Origin of the sequence: Streptosporangium sp. NPDC000509 (assembly GCF_042898365.1) — a bacterium.
Classification (GTDB): Bacteria; Actinomycetota; Actinomycetes; order Streptosporangiales; family Streptosporangiaceae; genus Streptosporangium.
Window position 1 is genome coordinate 103,928 of sequence record NZ_JBIAYX010000027.1, and the last position, 14,911, is coordinate 118,838.

Consider the following 14,911-nt stretch of genomic DNA (forward strand, 5'->3'; position numbering starts at 1 on the left):
GAGCGTCCGGGGCGTCACTGTATTCCCTCCGCGAGCGGGCCGAGCGCCAGGGCCGGCAGGAAGGTCAGCGCGACGAGGATCACCGTCACGCCGACGGCCATGCCGACGAACTGCGGGCGGTGCGTGGGCAGCGTGCCCGCGGAGACGGGCACCGGCGCCTGCCCCGCCAGGGATCCGGCCAGGGCGAGAACGAAGACGATCGGCAGGAAGCGGCCGAAGGCCATGCACAGGCCGAGGGCGACGTCGTACCACGGCGTGTTGGCGCTGAGGCCGCCGAAGGCGGAGCCGTTGTTGTTGGAAGCGCTGGTGAAGGCGTACAGCACCTCGGAGAAACCGTGCGGGCCGCCGTTGAGCATGCTCGCCCGCCGCTCGGCCGAGCCCATCGCCAGCGCCGTGCCGGTCAGCACGAGCAGCGGCGTGACCAGGAAGTACATCGCGGCGAACTTGATCTCGCGGGAGCCGATCCTCTTGCCCAGGTATTCGGGGGTGCGGCCGACCATGAGGCCGGCCACGAAGACTGTGATCACCGCGAGGACGAGCATGCCGTACAGGCCCGCGCCCGCGCCGCCGGGGGCGACCTCGCCGAGCATCATGTTGAACATCGTGAGCATGCCGCCGAGCGCGGTGAACGAGTCGTGGGAGGAGTTGACCGCTCCGGTGGAGGTGAGCGTGGTGGCCGCGGCGAAGGTCGCGGAGTCGGGCACGCCGAAGCGCACCTCCTTGCCCTCCATCGCCGCGCCCACCGCCTGCGGGACCGTGCCGCCGTGGGCGGTCTCCAGCGTGGTCAGCAGCGCGACGCTCGCCAGCGCGAGCGTCCCCATGATCGCGACGATCGCGTGGCCCTGCCGGGGGTCGCCGACCATGCGGCCGAACGTGCGGGGCAGCGCGAACGGGATCAGCAGGATCACGAAGATCTCGAACCAGTTGGTCCAGGCGGTGGCGTTCTCGAACGGGTGGGCCGAGTTCGTGTTGTAGAACCCGCCGCCGTTGTTGCCCAGCTCCTTGATGATCTCCTGACCGGCCACCGGACCACCGGTGATCGTCTGGGTGCCGCCGGTCAGGGTGGTCACCTCATGTGGGGAGGTGAAGTTCTGGATCAGGCCACCCGCCAGCAGCACGACCGCGCCGACGAGGGCGAGCGGCAGCAGGACGCGGACGACGCCGCGGACCAGGTCCACCCAGAAGTTGCCGAGCTCCTCGGTCCTCCTGCGGGCGAAGCCGCGAACCAGCGCGATCGCCACCGCCATGCCCACCGAGGCGGACACGAAGTTCTGCACCGCCAGGCCGGACATCTGCACCAGGTAGCCCATCGTCGACTCACCCGGGTAGGCCTGCCAGTTGGTGTTGGTGACGAAGCTGACGGCGGTGTTCCAGGCGACGTGGTCGGGCACCGGGGCGAGCCCCAGCGACAGGAACAACCTGTCCTGCAGCCGCTGCAGACCGTAGAGGAACAGGACGGATGTCACCGAGAACGCCAGCAGGGCTCGGGCGTAGACGCCCCACCTCTGCTCGACGTCCGGCCGGACACCGACGAGCCGGTAGATCACGCGTTCGGCGGCGAGATGTCTCGTACCGGTGTAGACGCGGTACATGTGGTCGCCCAGCGGCCGGTGGACGAGCGCGAGGGCGGCGACAAGGGATCCGATGAACCAGATCCCCGCCGTGGTCGAGGACATCAGGAGCGCTCCCTCATCAGAAGCGCTCCGGGAAGAGCAGGGCCGCGACCATGAAGACCACCAGGGCGGCGACCACGACCAGACCCACGGCGTTGACGGCGCTCACAATCGTTCCACCGCTCTGACGGCCAGCCCGAGGATCGCGAAGACCGCGATCGTCAGGGCGACGAAGATGACGTCAGCCATCCCCACTCCTCGCATCCGGGGTTTGTCCGCCATCACCCGACGGGTGAGGCATACGCAAGGAAACCGCCGTTTTCCGCGCTTCCTGCGCGTCTTGACGGGTTCCATACGCCCCGGTGCCAAGACTTGACGCCTTCCCTACGCGAGCCCCGGGCCACCTCCGGACGACCGCGTCCCCCTGCCCCGGACCAGAGGGTCCCTCGGCCTCCGGCACGTCGAGCCGAGCGTCCCCTCCGTGCGGTCACCCCCGATACACCGCGACCGCAGGGAGGCGGACCGCTCCCCTCCCCCCGCGCCTACCCGCCCGCCATCGCCCCCACGACCATGAACGGCTCGGCGCCCGTCGCGACCGGCTCGGGCAGCGGGGTGTCCGGCGGCTCGTGGGACAGGTCCAGCTCGCAGGCGAAGAACCGCACGAAGGGGCGGCGCCGCTGCGTGACGTGGTCGCGGATCGTCCCGCGCAACATCGGGTAGCGGGCCTCCAGCGCGTCGAGGACCGAACGCTGCGTCACCTGCCCCTGAACATGGAGCTCCACCTCGCCTCCGGTGCTCGCGAGGTTGCGCAGATGCGCCGGGAGCACGACGCGGATCATGGCAGCGTCTGGACTTCGACGGACAGCACGGCCGGCAGGTCCCTGGCGATGGGCATCCAGTTGTCGCCGGAGTCGGCCGAGGCGTACACCTGCCCGCCGGTGGTGCCGAAGTAGACGCCGCACGAGTCCAGCGAGTCGACGGCCATCGCGTCCCGCAGCACGTTGACGTAGCAGTGGCTCTGCGGCAGGCCCCTGGTGAGCGGCTCCCACTCGTTTCCGCCCGTCCGGCTGCGGTAGACGCGCAGCCTTCCCTCGGGCGGGTAGTGCTCCGAGTCGCTCTTGATCGGGACGACGTAGACGGTGTCCGGCTCGTGCGCGTGGACGGCGATCGGGAACCCGAAGTCGCTGGGCAGGTCGCCGCTGATCTCGTGCCACGACTCACCGGCGTCGTCGCTGCGCATCACGTCCCAGTGCTTCTGCATGAAGAGCACGTCAGGACGCGAAGGGTGCATCGCGATGTGGTGGACGCAGTGGCCGACCTCGGCGTCCTGGTCGGGGATGCCCTCCGAGCTCAGCCCCCGGTTCTTCGGCTGCCAGCTCTTGCCGGCGTCGTCGGTCCTGAACACGCCCGCCGCCGAGATCGCCACGGTGATGCGCCCGGGATCGCGCGGGTCCGCGACGACCGTGTGCAGGCACATCCCACCGGCACCCGGCTGCCAGGATGGCCCCGAGCGATGCTCGCGCAACCCGGGCAGCTCCTGCCAGCTCTGCCCGCCGTCGGCCGAGCGGAACAGGGCGGCGTCCTCGACACCCGCGTACACCGTGTCCGGGTCGGTGAGCGACGGCTCCAGGTGCCAGACCCGGGCGAACTCCCACGGGTGCGGCGTGCCGTCGTACCACTGGTGGGTGCCGAGGACGCCTTCGTACCGGAAGTGATTACCGACCGGCTCCCAGGTCGCGCCGCCGTCGTCGGACCGCTGGATCAGCTGCCCGAACCAGCCGCCGGACTGCGACATGTAGAGGCGGGACGGGTCGGCGGGGGATCCCGTGAGGTGGTAGATCTCCCAGCCCCCGAAGTGGGGGCCGCTGATGTCCCACCGCTCGCGTCCGCCGTCCGACGTCAGGATGAACGCGCCCTTGCGCGTGCCGACCAGCACTCGTACACCACTCACCGGGGCTCCTTTCCGATCCCGGCGCCGACCCGTGCCGGCACCGCGCCACACTCCCGATCGTCCGGCCGGGCTCGGAGTCGACTCCGCTCGCGACACACCCGCCACGGTCGTGGGCACCGACGCTACGACAGCCCACCGACAAAACCGCCGCCGACACTCGCCGGAACGGCCGGCAGGGGCCACGAACGACGGATAACCGCCGCTAGTGGCCTGTCTCCGAACGTTGACCGGGTATCGCAGCCGGGTGACCGGTTCTCTTCAGGTCTGGTTTCCCCAGCAAGGTTGTGTGACGGCCCACTAGCCGCCCTCGTCCCCCATACCCTCACCTCGGTTCGTCCGACAGACCGGGCCGAAGACCGAGGCGCACCGGACCGGCCCGCTTTACGGGATGCCGGAAGTGGTTCACAATCCCTGCGGGGGGTCACACGCCGACGCGATCCGATAGGGGCATCATGCAATCCGGCAGGCGATCCCTGGGGGCGGTCCTCCTCACCCTCGGACTTCTCACCCTGGCCTTACTCATCGCGGCACCGACGATCGGCCCAGCCGGAGAGACGGCGCTGGCCGCCGCCCCGGCGAGAAACGCCCCTCATTTCGCCGTCCCGGCAGGGGCGGCCGACGACACCACGCCACCGACACGTCCCACCGGAACGCGGCCCTGCCCGGTTCCGGGCATCCCCACCTCGACCGGTTACGCCTCCATCTGCTGGAATCCCTCGACGGACGACACGGGGATCGCCGGCTACGACCTGTACCGCCTGGGGGTCGACGGCTTCGTCCTCGTCGCCACCACGACCGGCACGGTCGGCGGCTTCTCGGGCGAACTGAACCGCTCGTACACGATGTACGTCGTGGCCAGGGACTCGGCGGGAAACATCAGCCCGCCCTCCGCTCTGATCACGGTGTCCGCGACGGTCGGCATGACGCCGAGCGCCTCGCCGAGCCCCCCGCCGGGCGACCGCGTGCCCCCGTCCAAGCCGACCGGCCTGAACGAACCCTGTCCGTGGGACTACCGGGGCGTCGCGTTCTGCTGGCAGCCGTCGAGCGACAACGTGGCGGTGACGGCGTACGACGTCTACCGCGAGACCGCGACGGGATACGTCAAGGTCGGCACGACCACCCATCCCTCGTACCAGAGCTCCGGCGAATCCGGCCTGGTCATCGGGGAGCGCTACACCTACGTCGTGGTCGCCAGGGACGCGGCCGGCAACCTCAGCGTTCCGTCGGATCCGCTGTCGGCCCTCGCCAGGGGCGGTCTCCCCACCCCCACCCCCAGCCCGTTGCCTCCGTCGTGCACGGTGTCGTACCACGCGACGACGTGGGGTTCCGGGCTGAGCGCGCAGATCACCGTGCGCAACGTCGGCACGACCGCCTTCGACGGCTGGAGGCTGACGATCGACTACCCGACATCGGCCGTACGCCTCGTCTCCGGCTGGTCCGCGGGCTGGACCCAGACCGGCTCGCGGCTCACCGCCACGAGCGAGAACTGGAACAGGGTCATCCCCGCGGGCTCGGCGGCACAGGTCGGATTCGTCGCCTCCCACAGCGGTCCCGCGCCCACCCCCGTGCGCTTCAGCCTCGACGGAAGGGACTGCGGCGTCGGCTGACCGCCTCCGAGCGGCGTCTCCGCGTGGACCGCGCCCCACACGAAGACGCCGCTCGTCGGCATCTCCGGACAGGAACGGGTCTCAGCCGGTGGGGGCCGGGCTGATCTGGAACAGGGCGGCCCGCCACTCGCCGTCGCGGCGGGTCAGCGCGGTGGTGGCGAAGACCCTCATGGTCTGCTTTTCCGTGCCGCCGACGAGCACGTCGATCTCCACGGTGACGGTGTGCGTCGCGCTGCCGTCACCCAGGACGATCACCCGGTGGTCGCTCAGATCCGTACGCGTGTACGGGTTGCGGTTCTCGGCGAACCCCTTCAGGATCGCCTCCCGGTCGTCGACGATCCCCCACTGCGACACGCTCAGCGGCGCCTCGGTGAGGAGGCGGTCGTAGAACTCCGCGTCGCCGTTCCTGTTCGCCTCCCAGGCCCGCTCGGACAGTTCGATCAGCTCACGCTCGATCGACCCACGTTCGGCCTGCTCACGCTCGGGGCTCATCGCCGCACTCCCTCCCACTGACACCTGTTTAACCGGTGTCAGTGTTACACTCGACCCATGAACCTGGCAAACGTGATGGAGCTCGGCTCCCTCGGCGGGCAGCGCTTCAGGTTCGACGCCGGCACGCTGTGCCTGGAGCTTCTCGTCACCGGAGGCGAGGGCGGGCTCGCGAAGTGGGAGCGGTTGCACACACCCGACGACCTCGCCGCCTGGATACCGCTCTCCAGGGCGGGTCTCGGCGACCTCGTCCAGGTCTCCGCCGACGACCTCGCCGCGGTCCTCCGCCTGCGCGCCGCCCTCCAGCGGCTCGCCGCGACCGCCGCCTCGGGTTCGCGCGCCTTCGCGGAGGCCGACCTCGCCACGCTGAACGAGGCCGCCGCGGCGCCGCCGCCCATCCCGGTCATCGGCCCCGGCCTGAAGCGTTCCTGGGCCCTGCCCGTCACCGGGACGCAGTTCCTCTCCGCCGCGGCCCGTGACGCCGTCGAGGTGTTCGGCGGGCCGGCCCTCGACCGGATCAGGGTGTGCGACGGCGAGCGCTGCCCGCTGCTGTTTCTCGACACCTCCCGTCCGGGGGCGCGACGCTGGTGCTCGATGGACCGCTGCGGCAACCGCCACAAGCTCCGCACCCGCCGTGACCGCCGTCCCGAGAGCTGACGGGAAAGACGGGAAAGTGGAAAGCGCCGCCCGCCCGGGGGGTGTAAGGCACAGGCGGGCGGCGCCGTCTAGGTGCCGCTCAGCGCAGGGAGAGCTGGAGCAGCAGGTCCTTGACCTCGGTGGCGGCGATCCGGTCGCTGGCCACGGACGGATCCGAGCAGAGCAGCACCGGGCCGTCGAGGGGGTTGTCGGGCAGACGACCGTGCGAGCCTCGGATGGCACGGGCGCCCGCGTCGAGGCCGACGACGTTCATCGTGTAGCGCATGCCGGTCTTCTTGCGCAGCAGCGCCATGGCGGCGCGGCGCTTGGCGGCTCCGGGATCCGCGGGATCGAAGAACAGCTCCGCCGGGTCGTAACCGGGCTTGCGGTGGATCTCGACCAGGTTGGCGAAGTCGGGGGCGCGGGTGTCGTCGAGCCAGTAGTAGTAGGTGAACCACGCGTCGGGCTCGGAGACGAGGACGAGCTCCCCCGCCCGGGGGTGCGCCAGCCCGTTCCTCGCCTTGCCCTCCTCGTCGAGCACCTCGGCGACTCCGGGCAGGCCCGCGCAGAGCTTGGCCACGGCCGGGATGTCGGCGGGGTCGGCCACGTAGACGTGGGCCACCTGGTGGTCGGCGACGGCGAACGCCCGGGAGGTCCAGGGGTCGAGATACTCCATGCCGTCCTGGGTGTAGACCTCGAGCAGGCCCTCGGTCCGCAGCATCCGGTTGATGTCGACCGGGCGGGAGACGTCGGTGATGCCGTACTCCGACAGTGCCACCACGGTGGTCCCGCGCGCGGCGGCGGCGTCCAGCAGAGGAGCGAGCACGGTGTCGAGCTCGGAGGCGGCGGCGGCCGAGCGCGGGTCGGACGGGCCGAACCTCTGCAGGTCGTAGTCCAGGTGCGGCACGTACGCCAGGGTCAGGTCGGGGTTGTGGTCCTTCATGATCTGCTCGGTGGCGCGGCAGATCCAGGTGGAGGAGGCGATCCCCGCGCCCGGCCCCCAGTAGGTGAACAGCGGGAAGGTGCCCAGCTTGCCGGTGAGCTCCTCGTGCAGGCCCGGCGGGTAGGTGTAGCAGTCGGGGTCCTTGCGCCCGTCGGCACGGTAGATGGGCCGGGGGGTGACCGTCCAGTCGACGTCGGCGCCCATCGCGTACCACCAGCACACGTTGGCCACGGTGAAGCCCGGCCGCTCGCGGCGGGCGGCGTGCCACAGCTTGTCCCCGCCGACCAGCGCGTTGTGCTGGCGCCACAGGAACACCTCGCCGAGCTCGCGGAAGTACCAGCCGTTGCCGACGACGCCGTGCTCGGTGGGCGCGACGCCGGTGAGGAAGGTCGACTGGGCCGAGCAGGTGACGGCGGGAAGTACGGTGCCGAGTTCGGCCTGGAAGCCGCCGTCGGCGACGGCGCGCAGCCTCGGCATGTGCGCCAGCAGCCTCGGGGTCAGTCCCACCACGTCGAGGACGAGCAACGATGTCATGCTTTCACTCCCAGATCGCGCATCGCGGCGCGGGCGAAGTCAAGCTCGTCGGCGATGCCCGCGGCGAGCCGGTCGGGGGTCTGCGGGCGCAGCGCGGGCGGCAGTACCCCCCAGGTGTAGGTTTCCACGTCGAAGTGGTCGCAGAGCGGCTCGGGACCGCCGACCAGCTCCGCGAGGGCCTCACGGAGCACCGGCACGGTGGTGCCGAGCGGTGCCTGCGGCGCGACGTGCAGGGGCACGTGGTAGTGGACCCGCCACGGTCCTGGCAGCTTCCGCTCGAACGCCTCGTCGAGGTCGTCGGCCTCGTCGCCGGCCGCGTTGCGGGTCTGGTGCAGGAAGCGCGGCTCGACGTACTCGCGCAGGGTCTCCGGGTCGTCGCTCTCCAGTGCCGCGGAGACCTGGACCTTGACGACGGGCAGTCCGGCCTCGGCGTACCGGCGCAGCGCGTCGGCGGGCCGCTCCCAGGCGCACGCCAGGTGGGCGAGGTCCAGGCAGATGCCGAGCCGGTCGGTGTCGACACCGGACAGCGCGCGTACGGCCTGGTCGGTGGTCTCCACCACGCAGCCGGGCTCGGGTTCGAACGCCACCCGGATGACACGGCCGGTGGCGGACTCGACGGCGGCGAGCCCGGTGGCGAGCTCGTCGAGCCTGCGCGTGGCGAGGCGGGACATGTCCTCGTCCCACGGGTCGCGCCAGGCGAGCGGGAGCGTGGAGATCGACCCCCTCGCGGCGTCGTCCGGCAGGAGGGCGGCCAGGACGCGTGCCAGGTCGAGGGTGTAGGTGAGCCGTTCTGGAGTGGTCCAGTCGGGGTGGTAGACCGCATGCTTGACCACCGGGTCCTGGAACGAGCGGTAGGGGAAGCCGTTGAGCGTCACGACCTCCAGTCCCCGCGCGTCCAGCTCACGGCGGAACCCGGCCAGCAGCCCGGGGTCGGCGGCGAGCGCGGCGGCGACGGGCGCGGCCAGCCAGAGCCCGAGCCCGAGCACGTCGGCGCCGAGGCGGGCACGGATCGGCACCGCGTAGGTGTCGAGCTGCCCGACGATGCCGCCGAGGTCCTCCGCCGGGTGCACGTTGGTGCAGTAACTCAGGTGCAACGCCCGCCCACCGGGGTGAAGCAGCCGCATCAAGACCCTCCGCGCTTGATGGAGCTGCCCTCGAAGGTCGCCTCCCGTGCCCCGGCGACCTCGGAAAGGTCCAGGCGTCCCGACTGGCCGTAGAACTCCACGGGGTTGCGCCAGAGCACCCGGTCGACGTCGTCCTCGCTGAACCCGGCCTCCAGCATCGCCCTTCCGGTCTCCAGGGTGAGCAGCGGGTCGGACACGCCCCAGTCGGCGGCGGAGTTGACCAGCACCCGCTCCAGGCCGTGCTCGCGCAGGATCTCCACCATGCGGGGCGGCGACATCTTGGTCTCAGGGTAGATGGAGAAGCCCATCCAGCAGCCCGAGTCGTGCACGATTCCCGCGGTGACCTCGTTGAGGTGGTCGACGGCGACCCGTCCGGGCTCGATGCCCGAGGCGGCGACGACGTCGAGGGTACGCCGGGTGCCGGCGGCCTTGTCGCGGTGCGGGGTGTGCACGAGGGCGGGCAGCTCGTGGTCGACGGCCATCGCGAGCTGCCGTTCGAAGGCGTCGTCCTCCTCGGGGGTCATCGAGTCGTAGCCGATCTCGCCGACCGCGACGACCCGGTCCTTCTCCAGGTAGCGCGGGAGCAGGTCGAGCACGGGCCGGCAGCGCGGGTCCCCCGCCTCCTTGGGGTTCAGCGCGATGGTGGCGTGGTGCGCGATGCCGAACTGCCCCGCGCGGTACGGCTCCCAGCCGATCAGCGAGTCGAAGTAGTCGGTGAACGAGCCGGGGTTGGTACGGGGCTGGCCCAGCCAGAAGGCGGGCTCCACGATGGCGAGCACCCCGGCGGCGGCCATTCTGGCGTAGTCGTCGGTGGTGCGTGACGTCATGTGGATGTGCGGGTCGAAGATCCGCATCATGCCTCCTTCTCGCTGGTCAGACGGTCGAGCAGTGCGGTCGCGTCCGCGGGGACGTCGCGTCCGGCGGCGGTGCGTTCCTCGGCGAACGCGGCCAGCATCCCGGCCAGCTCGGCGTCGGCCCGCTCCTCCAGCCGGTCCACGGCGGCGAGCGGCACACCCATGAACACGCACTTGAGTACCGCCTGCCGCCACATGGTCTGGTCGAGGTGGCGGGCGTACGGGCCGAGTGCGGCGGCCACGAGGCGGGTGTCGTTGGTGCGGATCGCGTCGAGCAGCAGTGGTACCGCCTCCGCGCCGACGGGCAGCATCGGCAGGGCCTTGAGGACGGCGCGCTTCTCGTCGGCGTCGCCGTACCGGTAGAGGTCGGCGGCCTGCCCGGCCACCTCCTCCGCTGGGAGCGCGGCGAGCAGGACGGCCCTCGCCGCCTCGTCGGCACTCCAGCCGGGCGCGTCCGGCAACGGTGCCCGTCCGGCGCGACGGCCCGCGGCGGCGAAGTGCCGGGTGACACTTCCCGGTTTGGCGGCGACGCTCGCGCGCGCGTCGGCGAGCCAGTCCTGGCCGAGCGCCGCCAGCAGGCTGTCCGTCTGGTTACTGGGTTCGGAGGTCATGCGTTCGTCCCTTCGGCGGCGGTGCGCAGGAAGCTCAGGGATCGGGCGGCCACCTGGGGGGCGGCGTGCGAGTGGCGGGGCAGCTCGACCGCGACCAGGCCCCGGTAGCCGCAGCCGGCGAGGGCGCGCAGCACGGGCGGGAAGTCGATCTCCCCCTCGCCGAACTCCAGGTGCTCGTGCACCCCTCGGCGCATGTCGTCGATCTGCACGTTGACCAGGTGGGCGGCGACGGCCGTGACACAGTCGGGGACCGGATCCGGTTCGAGGCAGCGGCAGTGGCCGATGTCCAGCGTGATGCCGAACCCCGGCGGTTCGCCGAGTTCGGCGTGCAGCTTGCGCCATCCGGCGATCGTCTCGACGAGCATGCCGGGCTCGGGCTCGAAGCCCAGCGGCACCCCGGCGGCGGAGGCCGTCTCGGCGAGCCGGGCGCAGCCGTCGACGAGCCTGGCCCAGGCCGTGGCCTCGTCGACCGTCTCCGGGCGCACACCCGCCCAGAACGACACCGCCTCGGCTCCCAGGTCGGCGCCTATCGCGACCGCCCGGTTCAGGAAGTCCAGGCGCTTCTCGCGCTCGTCGTGCAGCAGCGTGGGGGCGTGCTTGTGCCAGGGGTCCAGCAGGTAGCGGGCGCCGGTCTCGACGACCACGCCGAGGCCGAGATCGCGCAGCAGGTCGGCCGCGGCCGCGACCCTGCGGGCCAGCCCTTCCTCGTAGGGGTCCAGGTGGTCGTGGTCGAGCGTGAGGGCGACCCCCTGGTAGCCGAGGTCCGCGATGACCCGCAGCGCGTCGTCCAGCCGGTGGTTGGCGAACCCGTTGGTGCCGTAGCCGAACCTCAGCCCGGCGCTCGTCTCGGCGCTCGTCACAGTGCCCGTCTCGGTGCCCGTCTCGGCGCTCGTCTCGGTGCCATCGGGGCTCATGTGGGAGAGACCTTCCTGGCGAGGGCCCGGCCGAGCGGGACGGCCGCCGCGACCGCGATCCCCTCACGGGTGGCGCCGCTGCGGGCGACGAGCGCGCCCTGCAGGGCGGGCAGCGCGACGATGCCGGTGCCGACGGCGGCCCGCAACCGGGAGGCCGAGGGCTCGGCGACCGCCTGAGCCTGGGACATGCCGAACCTGGCGGCGTACCAGCCGGTCAGTCCCGCCTGCACGGCCCGCACCACCCGCGCCGCACGCGCGCTCTGCGGAGGGGGCGAGGCGTCGCCGCGTCCCAGGGCGGTGGCCACGGCGAGCGCGACGGTGCCGGCCAGGGTCGCCGCGGGCAGGCTCCGGTCCGAGCCGGACACCTCGGCGCGCGACAGCGCGGTGAGCAGGTAGGTGTGGGCGGCGACGGTGAGCGCCGAGGGCAGCGCGTCGGCGACGCTCCGTCCCGGGGTGGCACCCAGCAGCACGTCGAGGCCTCGGCAGAGCGCCATCACCAGCGGTCCCGCCGCCGTGTTCTTGGCCACCAGGTCGTACGACCATACGGCGGCGGCGAGCGGGACGGCGACCGCCAGGGCTCGGCGTCCACCGGAGAGCCCGGCCGCCGCCAGGCCCGCGGCGGTGAGCCCCGCGGCCACGCCGAGCGCGGCGCCCGGCGACACGCGGCCCGAGGGGATCGGCCGCTCCGGGCGTTCCTCCGCGTCCAGGTGACGGTCGGCCCAGTCGTTGGCGGCCATTCCCGCCCAGTACAGGCAGACCGAGGAGCACGCCAGTCCGAGGGTCCTGCCGCCCAGCACCTGGCCGGCGGCGGCTCCCGCGACGACGTCACCGGGGACGGAGAGGGCGGCGGGGGCGCGTACGAGCTCCGCGAGGTCGCGCGGCGACGGCATCAGACCCGCTCTCCTTCGCCGAGGGTGTCGGCGAACGCGAGCAACACCCGCCACTGGTCGGCCAGCGCGTGCGGCGCCTCGCCGAGCGGGTCCTTGAAGAAGAAGGCCAGCTCGCCCAGCGGCCCGGTGCGGCCAAGGCGGTGCGCCGCCGCCGTGAGCCTCGCCAGGTCCAGAATCAGCGGCGCGGCGAGGGCGGAGTCGCAGCCGTGCCAGCTGAACTCCATGCGCATGGACGTGCCCAGGAACCCCTCGAAGGTGACCAGGTCCCAGGCGGTCTTGAAGTCGCCGATGTCCTCCACGTACTCGATGCGGGTCTCGCCCTGCGGGGTGTAGCCGAGCGTCTCGCCCAGCACCCGCTGCTTGCTGGCGGCCTTGGCGGCGTTGGCCGCGGGGTCGGCGAGGTTGGCGCCGTCTCCCCCGCCGAGGAGGTTCATCCCCGACCAGGTGCGAACCCGGAGGTTGCGCTGGGCGAACATCGGGGCGAGCACCGACTTGACGAGCGTCTCGCCGGTCTTGCCGTCGTGGCCCCCGTACGGCAGCCCCATCAGGTCGGCGAGCCGGTCCAGGGCGGGCAGCCTGGCGCCCGTCGAGGGGGTGAAGTCCAGGTAGGGGCAGCCCGCGCGGAAGGCGGCGTACGCCATCAGGGCGCTGGGCGGCAGCAGGTCCCTGGAGGCCGCCAGCTCGGACTCCAGCAGCTCCAGGTCGGCGTGGGCCGGACGCGGCTCGGGGGCGGGCTCGGTGGTCGAGACGTTGACGACGACGACCCGTTCCAGACCGTGCCGCAGCCGGAACTCGGTGATGTCGGCGCCGATCAGCTCCGCGGTCGCGGCCTGGTTCTCGGCGGCCGGCACCTGCCTCAGGTTCTCCTCGACCCTGGCGAGCTCGTCGCGCAGGGGTTCGAGCAGCCTGGCCGGTACGATCCCGGCTCCGGCCAGCGCGGCCGCCTTCTTCTCCAGCGGGATCGGTGCGATGTCGTGCCCGCCGAACACCAGGTCTCCCAGCCCTGGCAGTCCTGCGCCTCGGAACTGGGGGAGCTCCGTGACGCAGCCCGTCGGCTGGGCGAGACCGGCGCGTACCGCCAGCGCTCCGATGACGCTCGTGACGGCGACGGAGCCTCGTGCTCCTACCAGCCACACTCCCGTACGCATCTGGCCTCCTGTGGTGAGTCGACTCCTGGGGGATGACGGTTTTCATCCGCCCGGCCGGGGCCGGGCGGCGCCGGTGGCATCCGTCGCGGCCGGGCGGTCGGAGGGGATGTCATCGGCGGGTACTACGTGGTCGTTAGAACGAAGGAGACGACCCCGCGACGGGCCGGACCTGACGGTCCGACCCGCCTGTGCAAGGAATCGTACGTTATGCGGATATTACGGATATATGCCTCAGGGCCATGTGTTTCCGTCAGACCAGCTCAACTCATGAAAACAACTCATGAAATTAAGTCAGGAATTCCTGTCAGAGACATCGGCCGAGGACCCGGGCCGAGAATTACGGCCCGAGCTCCTGTCCGATTCCTGTTCCTCAGAGTTCCGGCCGGGGCTTCCCGTTGCCAAGCCCTCGGCCGGAGGATCCTCCCGGCCGGAAGGCCCCAGGCTCTCGGTCCCGAGACCTGGGGCCGACCGACTCAGTCGGAGGAGAAAGCGGCGTCGAAGGCGGTGGAGGGCGGGGTGATGGAGTTCAGCTTGCGGATGATCTCCAGGGCGTCGGGGGCGCCGTCCAGACGGTCCATCCCCGCGTCCTCCCACTCGATGGAGATCGGCCCGTTGTAGCCGATCGCGTTGAGGGCTCGGAAGCAGTCCTCCCAGGGCACGTCGCCGCGTCCGGTGGAGACGAAGTCCCAGCCGCGACGCAGGTCCGCCCAGGGCAGGTGGGAGGCGAGCCGGCCGCGGCGGCCGTCGCCGGTACGGACCTTGGCGTCCTTGCAGTCGACGTGGTAGATGCGGTCGGCGAAGTCCAGGATGAAGGCGACCGGGTCGATCTCCTGCCAGACCATGTGGGAGGGGTCCCAGTTGAGGCCGAACGCGGGGCGGTGGCCGATGGCCTCCAGGGTGCGCACGGTGGTGTGGTAGTCGTAGGCGATCTCGCTGGGGTGGACCTCGTGGGCGAAGCGGACGCCGACCTCGTCGAAGACGTCGAGGATGGGGTTCCAGCGGTCGGCGAAGTCGGCGTAGCCGTCTTCGATCATCTGGGGCGGGACCGGGGGGAACATGGCCACGGTGTGCCAGATGGAGGAGCCGGTGAAGCCGACCACGGTGTCGACGCCGAGCTTGGCGGCGGCGCGGGCGGTGTTCTTGATCTCCTCGGCCGCGTTGCGGCGGACCTGCTCGGGATCGCCGTTGCCCCAGATGCGGGCGGGCAGGATGCCCTGGTGGCGAGCGTCGATGGGGCTGTCGCAGACGGCCTGGCCGACGAGGTGGTTGGAGATGGTGTAGACGCTCAGGTTGTGCTTGGCGAGCATCTCCTGCTTACGGGGGATGTAGTCGTCGTCGCTGAGGGCTTTGTCGACCTCGAAGTGGTCGCCCCAGCAGGCGATCTCCAAGCCGTCGTATCCCCAGCCCGAGGCGAGACGGCAGACCTCCTCGAACGGCAGGTCGGCCCACTGGCCGGTGAACAATGTGATGGGCCTGCTCATATTCCCTCCACAGATGTAAGGCGGCTCTGGTCGTCGGCGCTGCGTTCGACCGCGGCCAGCACGCGCTGGACGTTCAACCCGTCGTCGAACGACGGAGCCGGAGCGACACCGGAGGT

At 71.5% G+C, this 14,911-nt stretch carries 15 protein-coding genes; 2 read left to right on the forward strand and 13 right to left on the reverse strand.

Annotation, left to right across the window (positions count from 1 at the left end):
• Window positions 1-14 precede the first annotated feature (14 nt).
• From kdpA to ACFY3D_RS36135, 4 genes are all read right to left on the reverse strand, one after another.
• Window positions 15-1,676 (reverse strand): potassium-transporting ATPase subunit KdpA, encoded by a 1,662-nt coding sequence (kdpA, locus tag ACFY3D_RS36120; protein WP_389988419.1) that lies wholly within the window; start codon window positions 1,674-1,676, stop codon window positions 15-17.
• A gap of 16 nt (window positions 1,677-1,692) precedes the next feature.
• Complete coding sequence (gene kdpF, locus ACFY3D_RS36125) at window positions 1,693-1,782, reverse strand: K(+)-transporting ATPase subunit F (protein ID WP_350948848.1); 90 nt, start codon at window positions 1,780-1,782, stop codon at window positions 1,693-1,695.
• A gap of 373 nt (window positions 1,783-2,155) precedes the next feature.
• Complete coding sequence (locus ACFY3D_RS36130) at window positions 2,156-2,440, reverse strand: MoaD/ThiS family protein (protein ID WP_350948849.1); 285 nt, start codon at window positions 2,438-2,440, stop codon at window positions 2,156-2,158.
• A gap of 8 nt (window positions 2,441-2,448) precedes the next feature.
• Entirely contained in the window at window positions 2,449-3,564 is a 1,116-nt protein-coding gene (locus ACFY3D_RS36135; protein ID WP_389988423.1) for a WD40/YVTN/BNR-like repeat-containing protein, read from the reverse strand.
• Window positions 3,565-4,016: 452 nt separating this feature from the next.
• Here ACFY3D_RS36135 and ACFY3D_RS36140 point away from each other — a divergent pair, with 452 nt between their 5' ends.
• Window positions 4,017-5,171 carry a cellulose binding domain-containing protein gene (locus ACFY3D_RS36140; RefSeq protein WP_389988426.1) on the forward strand — a complete coding sequence of 385 codons (1,155 nt, stop codon included), beginning with the start codon at window positions 4,017-4,019 and terminating at the stop codon, window positions 5,169-5,171.
• 81 nt (window positions 5,172-5,252) lie between these two features.
• Here the strand turns inward: ACFY3D_RS36140 and ACFY3D_RS36145 are convergent, their stop codons facing one another.
• Window positions 5,253-5,663: a YybH family protein gene (locus ACFY3D_RS36145; RefSeq protein WP_389779457.1), complete on the reverse strand. Its 411-nt coding sequence runs from the start codon at window positions 5,661-5,663 to the stop codon at window positions 5,253-5,255.
• Between the two features lie 57 nt (window positions 5,664-5,720).
• Here ACFY3D_RS36145 and ACFY3D_RS36150 point away from each other — a divergent pair, with 57 nt between their 5' ends.
• Window positions 5,721-6,317, forward strand: coding sequence for a CGNR zinc finger domain-containing protein (locus ACFY3D_RS36150; protein WP_389988429.1), 597 nt, complete (start codon window positions 5,721-5,723; stop codon window positions 6,315-6,317).
• Between the two features lie 79 nt (window positions 6,318-6,396).
• Here the strand turns inward: ACFY3D_RS36150 and ACFY3D_RS36155 are convergent, their stop codons facing one another.
• From ACFY3D_RS36155 to ACFY3D_RS36190, 8 genes are all read right to left on the reverse strand, one after another.
• Window positions 6,397-7,773: a nucleotide pyrophosphatase/phosphodiesterase family protein gene (locus ACFY3D_RS36155; RefSeq protein ID WP_350948855.1), complete on the reverse strand. Its 1,377-nt coding sequence runs from the start codon at window positions 7,771-7,773 to the stop codon at window positions 6,397-6,399.
• Window positions 7,770-8,897, reverse strand: a complete 1,128-nt coding sequence (gene eboE / locus ACFY3D_RS36160) for a metabolite traffic protein EboE (RefSeq protein ID WP_389988432.1) — start codon at window positions 8,895-8,897, stop codon at window positions 7,770-7,772. Before eboE ends, ACFY3D_RS36155 begins: the two co-directional genes overlap by 4 nt.
• Entirely contained in the window at window positions 8,897-9,751 is an 855-nt protein-coding gene (locus tag ACFY3D_RS36165; RefSeq protein WP_389988452.1) for a TatD family hydrolase, read from the reverse strand. Before ACFY3D_RS36165 ends, eboE begins: the two co-directional genes overlap by 1 nt.
• Window positions 9,751-10,362 carry an EboA domain-containing protein gene (locus ACFY3D_RS36170; protein ID WP_389988435.1) on the reverse strand — a complete coding sequence of 204 codons (612 nt, stop codon included), beginning with the start codon at window positions 10,360-10,362 and terminating at the stop codon, window positions 9,751-9,753. Before ACFY3D_RS36170 ends, ACFY3D_RS36165 begins: the two co-directional genes overlap by 1 nt.
• Window positions 10,359-11,276, reverse strand: a complete 918-nt coding sequence (locus ACFY3D_RS36175) for a sugar phosphate isomerase/epimerase family protein (protein WP_389988438.1) — start codon at window positions 11,274-11,276, stop codon at window positions 10,359-10,361. The genes ACFY3D_RS36170 and ACFY3D_RS36175 overlap by 4 nt, the downstream gene beginning before the upstream one ends.
• The gene (locus ACFY3D_RS36180) at window positions 11,273-12,166 is read right to left on the reverse strand and encodes an SCO3242 family prenyltransferase (protein WP_389988441.1); all 894 of its coding nucleotides are present in this window, start codon (window positions 12,164-12,166) and stop codon (window positions 11,273-11,275) included. Before ACFY3D_RS36180 ends, ACFY3D_RS36175 begins: the two co-directional genes overlap by 4 nt.
• Window positions 12,166-13,314: an inositol-3-phosphate synthase gene (locus ACFY3D_RS36185; protein ID WP_389988443.1), complete on the reverse strand. Its 1,149-nt coding sequence runs from the start codon at window positions 13,312-13,314 to the stop codon at window positions 12,166-12,168. Before ACFY3D_RS36185 ends, ACFY3D_RS36180 begins: the two co-directional genes overlap by 1 nt.
• Window positions 13,315-13,787: 473 nt before the next feature.
• Window positions 13,788-14,795 (reverse strand): sugar phosphate isomerase/epimerase family protein, encoded by a 1,008-nt coding sequence (locus tag ACFY3D_RS36190; protein WP_362517310.1) that lies wholly within the window; start codon window positions 14,793-14,795, stop codon window positions 13,788-13,790.
• Between the last annotated feature and the right edge of the window lie 116 nt (window positions 14,796-14,911).